Annotated in this window: 15 protein-coding genes and 1 pseudogene; 11 read left to right on the top strand and 5 right to left on the bottom strand. The window is 56.6% G+C overall.

The window, feature by feature from the left end; genetic code table 11:
- The first annotated feature begins 7 nt into the window (after nt 1–7).
- The 5 genes from HEQ17_RS03375 (at nt 8) to HEQ17_RS03395 (ending at nt 6,166) form a co-directional block, all read left to right on the top strand.
- Nucleotides 8–1,021 carry an aldolase/citrate lyase family protein gene (locus HEQ17_RS03375; protein WP_296291293.1) on the top strand — a complete coding sequence of 338 codons (1,014 nt, stop codon included), beginning with the start codon at nt 8–10 and terminating at the stop codon, nt 1,019–1,021.
- Nucleotides 1,018–1,620, top strand: a complete 603-nt coding sequence (locus tag HEQ17_RS03380; RefSeq protein WP_296291294.1) for a hypothetical protein — start codon at nt 1,018–1,020, stop codon at nt 1,618–1,620. The genes HEQ17_RS03375 and HEQ17_RS03380 overlap by 4 nt, the downstream gene beginning before the upstream one ends.
- A 32-nt stretch (nt 1,621–1,652) precedes the next feature.
- The gene (gene acnB / locus HEQ17_RS03385) at nt 1,653–4,244 is read left to right on the top strand and encodes a bifunctional aconitate hydratase 2/2-methylisocitrate dehydratase (protein ID WP_296291295.1); all 2,592 of its coding nucleotides are present in this window, start codon (nt 1,653–1,655) and stop codon (nt 4,242–4,244) included.
- 1,060 nt (nt 4,245–5,304) lie between these two features.
- Nucleotides 5,305–5,895 (top strand): BRCT domain-containing protein, encoded by a 591-nt coding sequence (locus tag HEQ17_RS03390; protein ID WP_296291296.1) that lies wholly within the window; start codon nt 5,305–5,307, stop codon nt 5,893–5,895.
- 1 nt (nt 5,896) lies between these two features.
- Nucleotides 5,897–6,166 carry a hypothetical protein gene (locus HEQ17_RS03395; protein WP_296291297.1) on the top strand — a complete coding sequence of 90 codons (270 nt, stop codon included), beginning with the start codon at nt 5,897–5,899 and terminating at the stop codon, nt 6,164–6,166.
- A gap of 221 nt (nt 6,167–6,387) precedes the next feature.
- Here HEQ17_RS03395 and HEQ17_RS03400 read toward each other — a convergent pair whose 3' ends face one another.
- Complete coding sequence (locus HEQ17_RS03400) at nt 6,388–6,621, bottom strand: type II toxin-antitoxin system RelE/ParE family toxin (RefSeq protein WP_366938056.1); 234 nt, start codon at nt 6,619–6,621, stop codon at nt 6,388–6,390.
- A gap of 19 nt (nt 6,622–6,640) precedes the next feature.
- Nucleotides 6,641–6,841 (bottom strand): stability determinant, encoded by a 201-nt coding sequence (locus HEQ17_RS03405; RefSeq protein WP_296291299.1) that lies wholly within the window; start codon nt 6,839–6,841, stop codon nt 6,641–6,643.
- Nucleotides 6,842–6,874: 33 nt separating this feature from the next.
- Between HEQ17_RS03405 and HEQ17_RS03410 the strand changes: the two are divergent.
- A pseudogene (locus HEQ17_RS03410) lies at nt 6,875–7,171 on the top strand (aconitase family protein); the annotation flags it as partial.
- Nucleotides 7,172–7,451: 280 nt separating this feature from the next.
- Here the strand turns inward: HEQ17_RS03410 and HEQ17_RS03415 are convergent.
- On the bottom strand, nt 7,452–7,958 hold the full coding sequence (locus HEQ17_RS03415) for a transposase (protein ID WP_296291300.1): 507 nt from the start codon (nt 7,956–7,958) through the stop codon (nt 7,452–7,454).
- A 364-nt stretch (nt 7,959–8,322) separates the two neighbouring features.
- Complete coding sequence (locus HEQ17_RS03420) at nt 8,323–9,300, bottom strand: LysR family transcriptional regulator (protein WP_296291301.1); 978 nt, start codon at nt 9,298–9,300, stop codon at nt 8,323–8,325.
- 114 nt (nt 9,301–9,414) lie between these two features.
- On the opposite strand from HEQ17_RS03420, the gene HEQ17_RS03425 reads away from it, so the two are divergent.
- Both HEQ17_RS03425 and HEQ17_RS03430 read left to right on the top strand, forming a co-directional pair.
- Complete coding sequence (locus HEQ17_RS03425) at nt 9,415–10,761, top strand: aspartate aminotransferase family protein (protein WP_296293661.1); 1,347 nt, start codon at nt 9,415–9,417, stop codon at nt 10,759–10,761.
- A gap of 25 nt (nt 10,762–10,786) precedes the next feature.
- Nucleotides 10,787–12,298, top strand: coding sequence for a CoA-acylating methylmalonate-semialdehyde dehydrogenase (locus HEQ17_RS03430; protein ID WP_296291302.1), 1,512 nt, complete (start codon nt 10,787–10,789; stop codon nt 12,296–12,298).
- A gap of 42 nt (nt 12,299–12,340) precedes the next feature.
- Here the strand turns inward: HEQ17_RS03430 and HEQ17_RS03435 are convergent, their stop codons facing one another.
- Complete coding sequence (locus HEQ17_RS03435) at nt 12,341–13,036, bottom strand: TetR/AcrR family transcriptional regulator (protein ID WP_296291303.1); 696 nt, start codon at nt 13,034–13,036, stop codon at nt 12,341–12,343.
- A gap of 169 nt (nt 13,037–13,205) precedes the next feature.
- Here HEQ17_RS03435 and HEQ17_RS03440 point away from each other — a divergent pair, with 169 nt between their 5' ends.
- From HEQ17_RS03440 to HEQ17_RS03450, 3 genes are all read left to right on the top strand, one after another.
- The gene (locus HEQ17_RS03440) at nt 13,206–14,558 is read left to right on the top strand and encodes an NAD(P)-dependent oxidoreductase (protein WP_296291304.1); all 1,353 of its coding nucleotides are present in this window, start codon (nt 13,206–13,208) and stop codon (nt 14,556–14,558) included.
- Between the two features lie 10 nt (nt 14,559–14,568).
- The gene (gene preA / locus HEQ17_RS03445) at nt 14,569–15,867 is read left to right on the top strand and encodes an NAD-dependent dihydropyrimidine dehydrogenase subunit PreA (RefSeq protein ID WP_296291305.1); all 1,299 of its coding nucleotides are present in this window, start codon (nt 14,569–14,571) and stop codon (nt 15,865–15,867) included.
- A 102-nt stretch (nt 15,868–15,969) separates the two neighbouring features.
- A complete protein-coding gene (locus HEQ17_RS03450; protein WP_296291306.1) occupies nt 15,970–17,373 on the top strand; it encodes an NCS1 family nucleobase:cation symporter-1 in 1,404 nt (467 codons plus the stop codon).
- Nucleotides 17,374–17,385 lie beyond the last annotated feature (12 nt).

The raw sequence follows: 17,385 nt of genomic DNA on the forward strand, positions 1-17,385 counted from the left end.
AAATTCAATGAACCATCCTCGCGATGTTCTGTTGGGAGCGAAAGCCGCCAGCGTGCAGCTGCCGGTGTGTGACCATTACAGCGGAGTGGAGGCGAGGATGCGCAAAAGCTTGCAATTGCAGGCGGACATGATGCAAGAGTTCGGCGCTTGCGTTTTTGATGTGACCCTGGATTGCGAAGACGGTGCGCCAGTGGGGGGCGAAGCCGAGCATGCAGCACTGGTGACCGAATTGGCACTGGCCACAAAAGCCGCTCGCGCCGATGCGCGCATCGCGGTGCGGGTCCACCCGGTGGACCATCCCAGTTTTGAAGCCGACATGAGCCACATCGCGGGCCGGGCCGGTCGCGTTTTGACGCACATCATGGTGCCCAAAGTCGAGAGCGTGGCCGATGTGGACCGCGTTCAAGCAGCCTTGATCACGGCGGGAGCCGGCCATTTGCCGGTGCATGTGCTGATCGAGTCGCCCGCAGCCGTGCACTGCGTCTTTGACATCGCTGCCCACCCGCGTGTGCAGTCGATCAGTTTTGGCCTGATGGATTTTGTATCGACGCACGGCGGTGCGATTCCCGCCGAGGGCATGGGCATCCAGGGGCAGTTCACCCACCCGCTGGTGCTGCGCGCCAAGCTTGAGATCGCCAGCGCCTGCCATGCGCACGGCAAAGTGCCCTCGCACTGCGTGGTCACCGAATTCAAGAACACCGATGCCATTCGCATGGCCGCCCAAAAAGCCAACCGTGAGCTGGGTTACACCCGCATGTGGAGCATTCACCCCGATCAGATTCGCCCCATTGTGGAGGCCATGGCGCCCAGCGATGCCCAAATCGACCAGGCCAGCGAGATCATTTTGGCTGCGCAAGCGGCCGACTGGGCGCCCATCAGCCACGCAGGTCAATTGCACGACCGGGCCAGTTACCGGTTTTTTTGGCAGTTGTTGGAGAGAGCTCAGCAAACAGGGCGGCACTTGCCCTCTGAGTTGCGGCAGTTCTTTGATCGCTTGTGCGTGAAGGAGGTTGCAGCATGAAACTGCGTCGATGCCCCCGGTCGCTGACCAGCCTGCTGGCGCTGCTGTGGTTATGCGCCTGCTCTGCTTGGGCGCAAAGCCAAGTCCACAACCCATCAAAATCCAGAACACCTTCAACCCCGCCTCAGGTTCGGAGCAGTTCTTTGGATGCCCCTTGGACACCAACCGTCGGTGCGATGCCTGCTGCAGCGGTCGATCAAGCGGCCAACCCTGCCACCGATATTCCCTGGTTGTCGCAGTTGTCCTCTCCCGAAATCCTGATTGCCCAGCAAATCCACCAAGGCAACTTGCCCTGTGAATTGGGTGTCAGTGTCCGAATTCAAGCCGATGCCACGCAAGCTGGTGTTTTTCATGTCCAGGGCAAAGGTTTCAGATACCGCATGCTCCCTGTCCAGACGAGCACGGGCGCTTTGCGCCTTGAGGACAAAAAGGCCGGTGCCGTCTGGTTGCAATTGGCCAATAAATCCATGCTGATGGATCAAAAACGGGGCAGACGCATGGTTGATGACTGTGTTCACCCTCACCAATTGGCCGTCGCCGAGGCCATGAAAACCAATCCCCCGCCCAGCCTGATCGATACCCAAGGCATGGGGCGATAACCCTTGAAACCTTGACTTACCGGAGAAAGACCATGTTGAAAGCCTACCGAGATCACGTCGCCGAACGCGCAGCCCTTGGCATTCCGCCACAGCCATTGGATGCCAGACAAACCGCCGAATTGATCGAACTGATCAAGAACCCACCCGCAGGCGAAGATGCTTTCTTGATGGACCTGTTGACGCACCGCGTGCCACCGGGCGTGGACGATGCGGCCAAGGTCAAGGCCTCTTTCCTGGCCGCTGTGGCGCATGGCGAAATCAAGGTGGGCTTGATTTCCAAAGCCAAGGCCACCGAGTTGCTCGGCACCATGGTGGGCGGCTACAACGTGCACCCTTTGATTGAATTGCTGGACGTCGCCGAAGTGGCCAATGAAGCCGCTCAAGCTTTGAAGAAAACATTGTTGATGTTCGACTTCTTCAATGACGTCGCCGAAAAAGCCAAGGCCGGTAACGCCAAGGCCAAAGAGGTCATGCAAAGCTGGGCCGAGGCTGAGTGGTTCACCAGCCGCCCCGAAGTCGAGAAAAGAATCACCATCACCGTCTTCAAGGTGCCCGGTGAAACCAACACCGACGACCTGTCGCCCGCGCCCGACGCCTGGAGCCGCCCTGACATCCCCTTGCACTACCTGGCGATGTTGAAGAACACCCGCGAAGGCGCACCTTTTAAGCCCGAAGAAGACGGCAAGCGCGGCCCCATGGCCATGATCGAAGAGCTCAAGAAAAAAGGCCATTTGGTGTCCTACGTGGGCGATGTGGTGGGCACCGGCTCCAGCCGCAAGTCGGCTACCAACAGCATCATCTGGGGCTTCGGTGAGGACATCCCGTTTGTCCCGAACAAGCGTTTCGGCGGCGTGACCTTGGGCGGCAAGATTGCTCCCATCTTCTTCAACACCCAGGAAGACTCCGGCGCATTGCCCATCGAAGTCGATGTGAGCGGCCTGAACATGGGCGATGTGGTCGACGTGTTGCCCTACGACGGAAAGATCGTGAAGAACGGCGAAACCGTGACCACCTTCCAACTCAAGAGCGATGTGCTGTTTGACGAAGTGCGCGCTGGCGGCCGCATCAACCTGATCATCGGCCGCTCGCTGACTGCCAAGGCGCGTGAGTTCTTGGGTCTGCCCGCGTCCACCGTGTTCCGCTTGCCCACCGTGCCCGCTTCGACGAAAGCTGGCTTCACGCTGGCCCAAAAGATGGTCGGCCGTGCAGTCGGTTTGCCCGAAGGCCAAGGCGTTCGCCCTGGCACTTACTGCGAACCCAAGATGACCACCGTGGGCTCGCAAGACACCACCGGCCCCATGACCCGCGACGAGTTGAAAGACTTGGCTTGCTTGGGCTTCAGCGCCGACATGGTGATGCAGTCCTTCTGCCACACCGCGGCTTACCCCAAGTCGGTGGACGTGAAGACGCACCGTGAACTTCCCGCCTTCATGAGCAACCGCGGCGGCGTGGCCCTGCGCCCCGGTGACGGCGTGATCCACAGCTGGCTCAACCGTTTGCTCTTGCCCGACACCGTGGGCACCGGTGGTGACTCGCACACCCGTTTCCCCATCGGCATTTCCTTCCCCGCAGGCTCTGGCTTGGTGGCCTTTGGTGCGGCCACGGGTGTGATGCCTTTGGACATGCCTGAGTCTGTGTTGGTCCGCTTCAAGGGCGAGATGCAGCCCGGCGTGACCCTGCGCGATTTGGTGCACGCGATTCCCTTGTACGCCATCAAGAAGGGCCTGCTGACCGTGGCCAAGTCCGGCAAGATCAATGAGTTCTCCGGCCGCATCTTGGAAATCGAAGGCCTGCCCAACCTGAAGGTCGAGCAAGCGTTTGAATTGTCCGACGCGTCCGCCGAGCGTTCGGCCGCGGGTTGCACGATCAAGCTCAACAAAGAGCCGGTCGAGGAATACCTGAAGTCCAACGTGGTGCTCATGAAAAACATGATCGCCGATGGTTATGCCGACGCCCGCACACTGGCCCGCCGCATTGAGAAAGTCGAAGCCTGGTTGGCTGCGCCCAACCTGCTCGAAGCCGACAAGGACGCCGAGTACGCACACGTCATCGAGATCGACCTGGCCGACATCAAAGAGCCGATCCTGTGCTGCCCCAACGACCCGGACGACGCCAAGTTCTTGTCCGATGTGGCGGGCACCAAGATCGACGAAGCGTTCATCGGTTCGTGCATGACCAACATCGGCCACTTCCGCGCCGCCGCCAAGCTGCTCGGTGGCAGCCGCGACATCCCCGTCAAGCTGTGGGTCGCCCCACCGACCAAGATGGACGAGAGCGAGTTGATCAAGGAAGGCCACTACGCCAACTTTGGTGCAGCCGGTGCCCGCACCGAGATGCCCGGCTGCTCGCTTTGCATGGGCAACCAGGCCCAAGTGCGCGAAGGCGCCACGGTGGTGTCCACCAGCACCCGCAACTTTCCCAACCGCTTGGGCAAGAACACCAACGTGTTCTTGGCCTCGGCCGAATTGGCGGCGATCGCGTCCAAGCTGGGCCACATCCCCACGGTGGCGGAGTACCACGAAGCCATGGGCATCGTGAACAAAGACGGTGCTGCGATCTACAAGTACCTGAACTTCAACCAGATTGAAGAGTACGTGGAGAACGCAAAGGGTGTTGCTGCTTGAGTGGCTATGGCTCCTCGAGTGAAAAATGGCCCTTCGGGGCCGTTTTTTTGACCGAAGTGGCGGGCACAGTGCATGCTGGTGAGGCACTGACCAAGGTCAACGATGTGCACGCAACAGGGGATGCCATGGGCGTTGTGACTTAGGCGTTCCCTGCTAACCCACTGCCGCGCCGCCCACATCTATGAGAGGCTCCCTATGTTGAGCCCACCTGCACAGGCCAAATGGGTGTGATCGCTTTCATGACCGACAGCGCTGACATCCGTCACATTTTGGCGCACATCAAAATATAGACCGAGCCACCGCGAATTGCGCCAGCACATGGCCCGCCGATGTTGGAGGAGGCTTATGCGGCGGTCGGTTCATGTGTGGAAGGTATTGAGCCCCTGCCGGACTGGGGCTAGGGCCACCAAGCGGCACCAGACTGAGAGGCCGATCATCGCATTAGTTGGTGCGTTGATAACAGGGATATGGGCGTCGCTTGGCGGCAGGTTGCACTTGGCACCGACAATGCATCGTAAAGTAATTAAATCTTGGTCAACTGACTCTGAACAAACGCCACCTCAACGCCGGTCGACAGGCCTGTTATGCCCAAAGCCTGAGCTATGATCGGGTACATTCTGTTTTATTTAGTGTCAATTAATATATATTTATGTATTTTAAATAATTATTATTTCAGAAAAATTTAGCGAACCGCCACAACTTCCTGTTGAGCAGGCGGCACGCTGGTCAGGTATAGACAAAGGGCTGATTGCGGCATGGCTTCGCGGCATAGAAAAGCGGCTGGAGTCGCCCGAGCTGGTGGTTCAGTGCATGCAAGGCGCGCTACCCGTTCTGGCCTGGAAGGGCGGCTGTGATCGACACATAAAAACACTCAAAACAGGCAGCTTGCTTTACCTTGCCACATGGCAAGGGCTGCGGGGCGAAGACCTATACATCGACACGAACAGCGAGCCCTTGATGCAATGCACCAGCACGGGCACCAAGGTTGTTTTTACGATGGACACAAAAAAGCTTTTCAAGGAGGCACGAGATGGGGGCACTGGGGATTGAAAAATCATTGATGAGGCACCGCACAAGTGTGGCCATGGAGCACCTTTTGGGCATGGTTCAAGGCATGCTGGCAGACGGGCATTTGCATGACATGGAGATCAAACTATTGTCAACGTGGCTTGACGCCAATGATGAGCTTGTGCAAGTTTGGCCTGCCAGCGTTATTGCGCAACGCATTCGGGCAGCGCTTCAAGATGGGCAGATCAGTGAAGCCGAGCGCACGCACCTCACGCAAACGCTCGGCGACCTCCTTGCGAATGACTTTGCCGAAACCGGATCAGCCACTGCTGAGCCGACGCGCTTGCCCTTGACCGATGACATTAATGTCGAGGTGCGTGATGCCGGATTTTGTTTGACGGGCGAGTTTTCTTACGGCACACGGAGCGCATGCGCCAACCTGACCGAAAAGGCGGGCGGCATCGCGTTCGATAACGTCAGCAAAAAATCGCGCTACCTGGTCATTGGCAGCCGCGTCTCGCCAGACTGGGTGCACACCAGCTACGGCCGGAAGATCGAGCGCGCTGTGGAGATGCAAACGCAGGGCCACGCTATTTTTATCATCAGCGAGCGGCGCTGGCTCGAAGCGCTTTCAAGCAGCTAACATGACTGCCACCATTTACCTGCTGAATTACAAAGGCGGCGATAAAACCGGCATCAAGACATTTTTGTCGCCAGCGCCATTGCTAGTGGGCCAGTGCATCCAGCTGCCCGAAACTGGCGAATGGTATCTTGTGTTGGCTACTCGATCAGGTCCGAAAGGCGTGACTGCCACTGTCTCTGTGCCCGCTGAATCACCTCGGGAGGCAGTTGCCGAAGCAACTCGATACAGACACTGGAAATCAACGACTCTGCTCCAGCACTGCGTCAAGTAATCATGGCCTTGGGTTAATGGGCCGGTTCGCATCTTTCCGATTTTCACGCAAGTATGGTGAGGATTTCCTGGTGGGTGCTGAGTCCAGCACCTCGTCCACTGTCACATGCGTCATGTCGCACTGATCGTCCTCGGCTTAAGTTCCCCATGCGTACGCGAGGCCCATTCTCCAAGCTCCAGCCAGCTCTGCCGTCATTCGGTTGGATTGACTATCCGTTATCGCTAGGGATATTCTTGGCGAGAGTGCAAGACCCGCAAAATATCAATCACAGCGGTGCCGACCTGATACACCACAATGTAATTAGGATGCACAACCAGCTCACGGGTGCCAGCCACGCGGCCGGGCCGGAACAAATACGGCATGAGCGGCAGATTTTCGGCAGATTGAACGATGGTGGCGTAAAGATTTTGCGCCGCCGTAGCGTTGCGCTGCTCGATGTAATCGATGATTTCCACCAAGTCGGTGGTTGCCTCGTCAGCCCACCGAATTGTTTGCACGGGCTTTGCGGCGTTCTTCGAGCATGGTCTGAACCTTTGCCATGGCCGCATCGTGTGGCAAACGTGGCTTGTTGCTGTGCAATGCTTCTTCAACTTTGGCGCGAAACCAAAGGTTGTAGCTTGATTCCTGTTCTTCGGTCTCGAACTCGGAAACGATGGGGGACAGCAGGGCGCTCATGTTTTAAAGGTTAGCACAATACGGTCATCCTGCCAAATAACGCCCGGCTGCTCGCTGTGCATGGGCAACCAGGCCCAGGTGCGTGAAGGCGCTACGGTCGTGTCCACCAGCACCCGCAACTTCCCCAACCGCTTGGGCAAGAACACCAACGTGTTCTTGGCCTCGGCCGAGTTGGCGGCGATCGCGTCCAAGCTGGGCCACATCCCGACAGTCGCCGAGTACCACGAAGCCATGGGCATCGTGAACAAGGACGGCGCTGCCATCTACAAGTACTTGAACTTCAACCAGATTGACGAGTACGTGGAGAACGCGAAGGGTGTGACGGCCTGAGCCTCTGCGTTGATCCTAAATCCGGCAGTTACCCTGCCGCTGTAAGTTGGGCTGACGGTAGCCAAGGTGGCAGTGGGCGCGTGATTTTGGCCACCACGTAGTCCAGAAATGTCTGCCATCGATCCGCAAAAGGCAACTGCTCCGCAACATCCCTGACATGACTTAAAGCCGCACGAATGTTGGCGATGAGCGCGAGCAACTTGTCCTTGGCAGCGCTCAATGTCCTGGGTCGTGAAGCCACCCCATTCCCATTGATATCACGCGCGAATTGGCGTGCCAATCATTTCTTGACACCCACGCTCTGGCGCAGCTTGAACAGGTAGGGCTGGGCTCGCTCCTCCAGCTCGGCGATAAAGGGTTCGTTGCCAAAGCCGCAGTCGCCTCGGACCAAGGCCGGACGCTGCTGGGGCGTGAGCTTTTCCAGTACGCCGATCAGACCAGGCCGCGCTTTGGCCGCGCTGTGCTCTTTGCCGGGGCAGACGACAACGTCCAGCACCAAGCGCAGGTTGCCAACCCAGTATGTGTGCAGTGCGTGGCTCGGGCGCCCGGGTTTGTGTGGGTTGTCGCTGACCTCAGCTCCGCTTTGTTTTCCGAACATCGGCTTGATGTCGTCGCGCAGCCCGGTGATGTGGGCGTAGCGGTTGTGCCCTGCCAGTATCGCCAGCAGCCATGTGCCCAAGATATCCTGTTTGCTGGGTGCATTGGGGCTTGTGTAGGTCAATGGGCAGCTATCGACCCAGGAGCTGTACACACCCGTGGTGGCCAAGAACTCGGAGAAGAAGGTCAACTGTGCATTCGGTGTGGCGCTGGCCCCATGGTCCACTTCACATGAATTCGCCCACCCGGCGTATCCACGACCATGGCCTCCAGTGCCTGCGTTTGGACAGCAAGTTGACGCCTTTTTGCTTCACCCATTTGGTGACTCCAATAAATCCATTACCGCATCAAGCGCGATTAATGGCTGACATTCTGTTATGTCGGGCAAGATGTTTTTTGCTTCTTCAGGCGTAATTTAACGCCACTCTCCTATTGAGTAACGTGCAATCGAGATCGACATGAACGAGATCAAAGAGCCGATCTGTGCTGCCCCAACGACCCGGACGACGCCTAGTTCTTGTCCGACGTCTCAGGCACCAAGGGTATCAATGCTCTTATGCCTTGCTTGCAGATCCGGTGGCATGAGCTTGCACCAGACAGGTTTGAAATAGTTGCGCTGCGCGGGACGGTGCCGGAGAAGCCCGAAAGGCCGAAACGAAGGTACAGTCGTACTGAAAGATGTCGGGGTGAATGGCTCGGATGGCACCTTGTTGCACAAAGGGCGCTGCGTAGTGGTCGGGCAAAAATCCCAAATACTTGCCGGACATCAGCAAAGTGGCGACGCCTTCTTGGTCAAACGCAGTGGCGCGCCGTTGCAGCTTGAATTGGTGGCTCAATTCCATGTTGGGGGAGTTGTAGCCTAGGCCTGCAAAATGGTGCACCCGCAGATCGGACCATTGTTTAGGTTCAGGTGTGGCGCGGAATAAGGGGTGCGAAGCGCCGCAATACAACAGCATTTTTTCGTTAAACAGCGGTGAGCAATTGAGCGCTTGAAGGTTGCGGTGCACAGGCATCACTCCGATTTGAAAGCTGCCGTCCATCAGTCCCTGAACAATCGCGTTGGATGAGGCGACATGCAGACACAGTTCAACATCCGGTGCGCGCTGCGAAAAATCGGCAATGGCGATGTGGACCTTGGTCTCTGGGTTGCTGACAGTTTTGTCAAACAGGGCCAGATCCAGTCGCCCGCCCATGCGCTGGTGAATGTCGTCCAGCCCGGTGCGAAATATGTCCACCGCATCCAACAAGCGCATCGTCTCTTCGTAGACGCGCTGGCCTTCAGCCGTCAGGGAAAAACCCGCGCGGCCGCGACGGCACAGGCGCAGCCCCAGCCGGATTTCCAGGTCCTTGATGTGGCGGCTGACGGTTGATGTGCCAATGTTCAGCTCCATTTCAGCCGCCGCCATACCGCCGCAATCGGCCACACATTTGAAGACCCGCAGCAGCCTCAGGTCCATATCGCCCAGTTGACCCAGCAAGGCTCTGTGAGAGGTTGTGTTTTCCGCTTTGGAGGGCTGAGTCGATACTTTCATATATCCGCAAGTAAACAGTGAAATATGTACATTTGTCAAATTTAAGCCAAGTCACACAATTCACGTTCACCATTCACTTACCTTTCTTCAGACAAGGCTTGGACCATGAACGCAATGACCGACACATTCACCCCCGCAGTTCGAACCGATGCCGCCTGGCTGGATGCGCACTGGATGCCCTTTTCGGCCAATCGCAGTTTTAAAGCCGATCCGCGCCTGATCGTGAAAGCCAAGGGCGCGTATTACACCGATTCGAATGGGCGCAAAATTTTTGACGGCCTCTCCGGTTTGTGGTGTTGTGGACTGGGTCATGGGCGCCCTGAGATCACTGAGGCGGTGAGCCGTCAGGTGGCCCAACTCGACTATTCACCGGCGTTTCAGTTTGGTCACCCGCAGTCGTTTGAGCTGGCCAACAAGATCAAGGACCTCACACCAGATGGACTGGACTATTGTTTTTTCACCAGCTCTGGCAGTGAGTGCGCTGACACATCGCTCAAGATGGCACGCGCATACTGGCGCGCCAAAGGGCAGGGAAGCAAGACCCGCCTGATAGGTCGCGAAAAGGGTTACCACGGCGTCAACTTCGGCGGTATTTCTGTGGGCGGTATCGTTGGCAATCGCAAGACCTTTGGGGAAGGACTGGGCGGTACGGATCACTTGCCACACACCATGATGGCCTCGAATGCGTTTTGTCGGGGTGAAGCCGAGTTGGGGGGCGTGGAGTTGGCTAACAGGTTGCTGGACCTGATAGGTTTGCACGATGCCTCCAATATCGCCGCGGTCATCGTGGAACCGTTCTCCGGTTCTGCGGGCGTCATCATTCCACCCAAGGGTTATCTGAAGCGCCTGCGCGAGATCTGTACTGCTCACAACATATTGCTGATTTTTGACGAGGTCATCACTGGTTTTGGCCGTTCGGGTGCTTTCACGGGTGCGGAAGCTTTTGGCGTGACGCCTGATATTGCTAATTTTGCCAAGCAGATCACCAACGGAGCACAAGCCACGGGGGCAGTGATGGTCAGTAAAGACATCTACCACACGCTCACCGAGATCGATGCCCCCGACTACCTGTTGGAGTTTGCGCACGGCTACACCTACTCGGCTCACCCAGTCGCTTGCGCGGCGGGCATTGCCGCACTGGATATCTTGGTTCAGGAGGACATGGTCGGTCGCGTCAAATCCCTTGCGCCGTATTTCGAAAACATGGTGCACAGCCTTAAGGGGTCCAAGCATGTGCTGGACATTCGCAACTACGGTCTGGCCGCCGGTTTCACCATTGATCCTGTGCCGGGAGAGCCTGCCAAGAGACCTTATGAGATTGCCATGGCCTGTTGGAAAAAAGGGTTTTATGTGCGCTACGGTGGCGACACCATCCAACTCGCACCACCGTTCATCAGTGAAAAGGCAGAGATCGACAGCCTGATCAATGCGCTGGGTGAAGCCCTGGCCGAAACCCTTTGAACATTCTTTAGAGAGGCCAAGTTCTATGACCACATCCCACTCTGCACCCCTCGGCCACCTCATCAACGGCCAGCGCGTGGTCGGCGGTAGCCGCAGCCAACCCGTTTTTAACCCCGCAACGGGACAGGCTGAAACCACCGTTATGCTGGCCGACAAGACGACGGTCGAAGCGGCCATTACCGCCGCTCAAGCTGCGTTTACCAGCTGGCGCAACACACCTCCGCTCAAACGAGCCCGCGTGATGTCCTCGCTCAAGGTCCTGCTGGAGCAACACGCCGACGAACTGTGCGAAATGATCACTCGCGAACACGGAAAGGTGTTGAGCGATGCCATGGGCGAGTTGCAACGCGGGATCGAGAACGTCGAATACGCGTCCTACGCAACGGAGTTGCTTAAGGGTGAGCACAGCAAAAACGTAGGTCCGGCCATTGACTCCTGGAGTGAGTTCCAGCCGCTGGGTGTGGCAGCGGGCATCACACCTTTTAACTTTCCGGCCATGGTGCCTTTGTGGATGTGGCCAATGGCCGTGGCCTGTGGCAACACATTTGTGCTCAAACCCTCCGAGCGCGACCCCACCAGCGCACTGCGTATCGCTGAGCTGGCCTTGGAGGCGGGTTTGCCGCCGGGTGTCCTTAATGTGGTCAACGGTGACAAAGAGGCGGTCGACACATTGCTTCAAGATCCCCGCATCAAAGCCGTGAGTTTTGTTGGCTCGACTCCCATTGCCGAGTATATCTACAGCGAGGGTTGCAAACACGGTAAGCGGGTTCAGGCCTTGGGGGGTGCCAAGAACCACGCAGTGGTGATGCCCGACGCCGACGTGCCCAATGCGGTGAATGCGCTCATGGGCGCCGCCTTTGGTTCGTGCGGCGAGCGCTGTATGGCCATTCCTCTGGTGGTCGCTGTGGGCGACGAAACGGCCGATGCGGTGCTTGCTGGCCTAAAGACCGAATTGGCCAAGATGAGGCTGGGTTCGGGATTCGATGCCCAAAGTGACATGGGGCCTTTGGTGACCCGGGCGCACTTTGATAAGGTCAAGGGCTACGTGGATCAAGGCGTCAAAGAGGGTGCTTTGTTGTTGGTCGATGGTCGTGGGGCGAAGGTGGCCGGTCACGAAGCTGGCTACTTCCTCGGCCCTTGTCTGTTTGATCACGTGAAACCCGGGATGACTATTTATCTTGAAGAAATATTTGGCCCGGTGTTGGGCGTGGTGCGAGTGAAGACGCTTCAGGAGGCCATGGATATGATCAATGACCACGAATACGGCAACGGCACTTGCATATTCACCCGCGATGGTGAAGCTGCGCGCTACTTCACCGACAACATCCAGGTCGGCATGGTGGGTGTAAACGTGCCCCTGCCTGTACCGGTGGCGTATCACTCATTCGGGGGGTGGAAACGCAGCCTGTTCGGTGATTTGCACGCCTACGGCCCGGACGCGGTGCGCTTTTACACGAAACGAAAAACAATCACCCAGCGCTGGCCAGCGGCTGGTGTGCGAGAGGGTACGGTGTTTGCCTTCCCGTCCAGCCGCTGACTACCGCGCGCCACCACAGCCCGCGTACCACGCCAATCGTGGTCAAGCCGTCAGCGACTTCAACACCATGTGGGTGATCAAGTCGCTGGCCGTCTCATAGTCGCTATCTTCAAGCGCGGGCTTGTTCAAAAAAAAGGCAAATTGAGTCGACAGATCAGCGTAGGCCTGGGTGCTGGCCCAGATCACAAACATCAGATGGGTGAAATCGACGCGCGCGATCTTTCCCTGCTTGGCCCAACGCTCGAAGCTGCGCACATCCGCACGCAGCTTGGGCAGCACCTGTTGGATCAGTTTGTCTCCAAACAGCGGAGCCCCACTCATCACCTCCCTTGTGAACACCGCAGAACCAAAAGGGCGCTCTTTGGAAAAGCGCAGTTTGGCGCGCACGTAGCGGCTCACCGCCGTCGCTGGATCGATGGACCGAGCCATGTCTTCCATGTGCGCGAGCCAAGATGCCAAAACATCATCCAGCACCGCAGCGTAAAGATCTTGTTTGTTGCTGTAGTAGTACAGCATGTTCTGGCGGCTCACCCCCATGGTCGCAGCGATGGTCTCTAGCGAAGCGCCTTCAAATCCAAACCGCGCGAACTGACGTTCAGCCTCAGCCAAGATGAGGCGTTGTTTTTTGAGGCGCGAGACACTTGGTGAATTTTTGTCACCCTTGAGCTCTGGGGCTGTGGAGTCGGCTGGAGGGGGCGACTTTTTAACGGAAGGTCGAGGTAAAGATGGTGCAGACATGGGGCCATTTTCCGGGATACGGCAGAAATTTTCACGGCCTCATGTTAATGACCGTTGGCTTGTTGGCGAGGGTTTTTACCAGTTTGTAAATTTTTACCAATGAGTAAAAATTTAATATCGCATAAAGCGATAGGCCGCTAACCCACTCACCAACTTCCTCTCAACTACGATGAACACACCTGCTTCCAGTGCCTGTGGTCTGCACGCAGCGAGACTGAACCTCGCAGACTATGCTGTCAACTTTGGCGATGCACACCCCAACCTGAGCCGCTCGCAAGCGCTCATTGAAGCCGAGCGCTGTTACTACTGTTTTGACGCACCGTGTCAAACCGCTTGTCCGACTGGCATCGATATTCCCTCATTCATTCATCGCATCGCGCAAGACAACAACCGTGGCGCTGCAAAAACCATCCTGACAGCCAACCCACTGGGGGGCATGTGCGCGCGGGTTTGTCCGACCGAGGTTTTGTGTGAGCAAGCTTGTGTGCGCAACACCAATGAAGAGAAGCCGGTGGAGATCGGCGCTTTGCAGCGATATGCAACAGATGCGTATTTTGATAACCCTGGCGAACCATTGTTCTCCCGTGCGACCTCCAGCGGCTTTCGCATCGCTGTGGTGGGCGCTGGGCCGGCGGGCTTGGCTTGCGCACATGGACTCGCGCGTCTCGGTCATTCGGTGGAGCTTTTTGACGCCAATCCGAAGCTGGGGGGGTTGAATGAATACGGCCTGGCCACCTACAAAACTGCGGGCGATTTTGCGCAAAAGGAAATTGCGTGGCTCTTGTCCATTGGTGGTATCACTGTCCATGCGGCACAAGCCTTGGGAAGCGACTTCACGCTCGAGAGTTTGCTTGGCCAGTTTGATGCAGTCTTCCTGGGTCTGGGCATGCAAGGGGTAAACGCACTAGGTGTGCCCGCCACAGGGTTATCAGCGGTACGCGATGCTGTGGAGTTCATCGCCGAATTGCGCCAAAGTGATCCTGCACAGGTGCCAGTGGGCAATCGTGTGGTGGTCATTGGTGGGGGCATGACAGCGGTCGATGCCGCTGTGCAGGCTCGACTCTTGGGCGCCAGGGAAGTGACCATGGTCTACCGGCGCGGTGTGCAAGCCATGTCGGCTTCAACGGTCGAGCAAGCCTGGGCACAAACCCATGGGGTGACGATTCGTCACTGGGCAGCACCGAAAGAGGTGTTGAGCGACAACGGACAACTCATTGGCGTGCGCTTCGCCACCACAGCTCTGGTGGAGGGTAATTTGGTCGAGGTTGGCGAAGAATTCACTCTTGAAGCCGACATGGTGCTAAAGGCCATCGGTCAGACATACCTAGCGCAGCCGGTGGGCAGCGCCATCGAATTGAAGGCTGGTCGCATCGCGACAGACGAGCATGGTCGCACCAACCACTCAAGGGTCTGGGCCGGGGGTGACTGCCGTTTTGGAGGCAAGGACTTGACGGTGGAGGCCGTCGAGCACGGCAAAGTCGCCGCTATATCCATCGATGCAACATTGCGCGCAGGCGCCTGAAAGAAATACCATGGCCAACCTATTTTCTAACTTCATTGGCATCAAAAGCCCCAATCCCTTTTGGCTCGCATCGGCACCACCGACCGACAAAGAGATCAATGTCTGCCGAGCGTTTGAGGCCGGTTGGGGGGGTGTGGTCTGGAAGACCTTGGGTCAAGATCCAGCGGTTGTCAACGTCAACGGGCCGCGCTACTCGACCCTGATGTCTCAAGACAGGAGAGTGATTGGCCTCAACAACATAGAACTCATCACCGATAGATCGCTGCAGACTAATTTGGATGAAATACGCCGAGTCAAGCGCAATTGGCCAGATCGTGCTCTCGTGGTCTCGTTGATGGTGCCAGTTGATGAGCAAGCCTGGAAAACCATCTTGACTAAGGTCGAAGACGTTGGGGCCGACGGGATAGAGTGCAACTTTGGATGCCCGCATGGCATGAGCGAACGCGGCATGGGTGCGGCTGTGGGTCAGGTGCCAGAATACATTCAGCAAATCGCTGAATGGTGCAAAAAATACTCCAAACTGCCCACCATCGTTAAGCTCACGCCCAACATCACAGATGTGCGTTTTCCTGCCAGAGCTGCCAAAGCAGGGGGGGCTGACGCGGTGAGCTTGATCAACACCATCAACTCAGTAATGGGCGTTGACCTTGAACGCATGACCATGACACCGAATACGGATGGCTGGGGATCACACGGGGGCTACTGCGGTCCAGCTGTCAAGCCGATTGCGCTGAACATGACCGCCGAGATCGCGCGCGACCCGTTGACCGCAGGATTGCCTATCTCGGGTATCGGCGGCATCACGACCTGGCGCGATGCCGCCGAGTTCATCGCTCTGGGATGCGGCAACGTGCAAGTCTGTACCGCCGCCATGGTGTATGGATTCAAGATCGTGCAGGACATGTGCGACGGTCTGTCCAACTTCATGGACCAGCATGGTTACACCAGCATCGAAGATTTTCGGGGCAAAGCCGTTCCGACGGTCAAAGACTGGAAACTGCTTAATCTCAACCACATTGAAAAAGCTGTCATAAACCAAGACAGTTGCATCAAATGTGGACGATGTCATGTGGTGTGTGAAGACACTTCGCACCAAGCGATTTTTGCCACTAAAAATGGCCAGCGTCATTTCGAAGTGAATGAGGCAGAGTGCGTCGGATGCAACCTGTGCGTCTCCATCTGTCCAGTGCCAGAGACGCTGACCATGCGTGCTTTAAAGCCAGGCGAGGTCGATGCGCGCACTGGAAAAAGTGTCAGCGGTGAGTACGCTAACTGGACCACACATCCCAATAATCCTTTGGCTGCTTGAGCCAAGGCAACTCGTCGGAAATACCAGAGCAAAATTTCATGGGATGCTTTGGTTATTGCAGCCCCAAACCCATGTCACCTTTAAACACAAAAGGATATCGCAATGAGTCAAGATTTAAGCAATGAGGATCTCCAGCCAACCACTCCTGCACAACGAACTTGGCGTTGGCAAGATTTCACAGCGTTGTGGATTGGCATGGTCGTGTGCGTGCCCACCTACACCATGGCCAGCTCCATGCTGGATCAAGGTTTTACTTGGCAAATGGCGATCATGCTGGTTCTGATAGCCAACGGTATTGTGTTGGTGCCCATGATCTTGATCGGCAAGGTGGGGCCTAAACATGGCATTCCATTTCCTGTTCTGGCTCGGGCTTCCTTTGGCGTCAAGGGTGCTAGTTTACCGGCCGTGCTGCGCGGGCTGGTGGCTTGCGGTTGGTTTTCAATCAATTGTTACTTTGGCGCCTTGGCATTGCATGGATTCTTGAACTTGCTCGGTGCCAATTTGGCAGGCCCGGCAGATGGTTCCACCATCAGCACATCACAATTTATGTGCTTTTTAGCCTTTTGGTTGGTGCATATTTACTTCATTTGGAACGGGGTGGAATCGATACGAAAGCTAGAGGTGGTTGCAGCTCCATTGATGGTGTTGGCCTCGGTGGCTTTGGTGGTGTGGGCATTCATAAATGTATCCCCAAGCCAGATTTTTAATCTGCCCGCAAAGGTGGTCGAAGGTGGGCCCAAGACTTGGGCGGCATTGACAGGGCTGGTGGGCTTTTGGGCCACGCTGGCTTTGAATATTCCTGACTTCACCCGCTTTGCCAAATCGCAGAGTGCTCAGATCAAGGGACAGGCTATTGGTTTGCCAATCCCCATGGCTTTGTTCTCAATGGTTGGGGTAATTGGGTTTTCAGTGTCACAGATTTTGTATGGCAAAGCGCAGCTCTTCCCAGACGGTTTGCTGACGCAGATGGGCACTTTTGCCGCAGGTGTTGGATTGTTGGTGATTTTACTGGCCAACCTGACCACCAATGTGGCTGCAAACCTGGTCTCACCTTCTTACGACTTCAGTCAAGTGGCGCCCAAAAAGATCAGCTTCCGAACCGGTGGATTGATTGCTGCAGGTATTGGCTTGTTGTTCATGCCTTGGAAGCTCCTGGCTACATCTGGCGGTTATTTGTTCACATGGCTTGGCGGTTACGGTACCTTGTTGGGTGCGATTGCTGGTATTTTGCTGGTCGACTATTACCTTGTGCGAAAGACCGAGTTGAATGTGCCTGACCTCTATGAGCGGAATGGCGAATACGAATACAGCAATGGTTGGAACTTTAATGCAATCGTTGCGTTTGCGTTGGGCGTGTTGCCTTGTTTGCCCGGCTATATGGTTGTCTCGGGCATCTTAAATGCCACGAGTGTGGCAGCTTTCTGGGTGGACCTTTATAGCTTTGGCTGGTTCTTGAGCTTGTTCTTGGCTGGCGGCTACTATTTCTTGACGACCAAAAAACAATAGGAGATGACTTTC

The sequence above is a fragment of the Limnohabitans sp. genome (assembly GCF_023910625.1).
Classification (GTDB): Bacteria; Pseudomonadota; Gammaproteobacteria; order Burkholderiales; family Burkholderiaceae_C; genus Limnohabitans_A.

Coding starts and splice junctions, on each gene's coding strand:
- HEQ17_RS03420 (WP_296291301.1), bottom strand. CDS start 9,300: ATGAAAGTATCGACTCAGCCCTCCAAAGCGGAAAACACAACCTCTCAC.
- HEQ17_RS03425 (WP_296293661.1), top strand. CDS start 9,415: ATGACCGACACATTCACCCCCGCAGTTCGAACCGATGCCGCCTGGCTG.
- HEQ17_RS03405 (WP_296291299.1), bottom strand. CDS start 6,841: ATGAGCGCCCTGCTGTCCCCCATCGTTTCCGAGTTCGAGACCGAAGAA.
- HEQ17_RS03375 (WP_296291293.1), top strand. CDS start 8: ATGAACCATCCTCGCGATGTTCTGTTGGGAGCGAAAGCCGCCAGCGTG.
- HEQ17_RS03380 (WP_296291294.1), top strand. CDS start 1,018: ATGAAACTGCGTCGATGCCCCCGGTCGCTGACCAGCCTGCTGGCGCTG.
- HEQ17_RS03430 (WP_296291302.1), top strand. CDS start 10,787: ATGACCACATCCCACTCTGCACCCCTCGGCCACCTCATCAACGGCCAG.
- HEQ17_RS03390 (WP_296291296.1), top strand. CDS start 5,305: ATGAGGCACCGCACAAGTGTGGCCATGGAGCACCTTTTGGGCATGGTT.
- HEQ17_RS03440 (WP_296291304.1), top strand. CDS start 13,206: ATGAACACACCTGCTTCCAGTGCCTGTGGTCTGCACGCAGCGAGACTG.
- acnB (WP_296291295.1), top strand. CDS start 1,653: ATGTTGAAAGCCTACCGAGATCACGTCGCCGAACGCGCAGCCCTTGGC.
- preA (WP_296291305.1), top strand. CDS start 14,569: ATGGCCAACCTATTTTCTAACTTCATTGGCATCAAAAGCCCCAATCCC.
- HEQ17_RS03395 (WP_296291297.1), top strand. CDS start 5,897: ATGACTGCCACCATTTACCTGCTGAATTACAAAGGCGGCGATAAAACC.
- HEQ17_RS03450 (WP_296291306.1), top strand. CDS start 15,970: ATGAGTCAAGATTTAAGCAATGAGGATCTCCAGCCAACCACTCCTGCA.
- HEQ17_RS03435 (WP_296291303.1), bottom strand. CDS start 13,036: ATGTCTGCACCATCTTTACCTCGACCTTCCGTTAAAAAGTCGCCCCCT.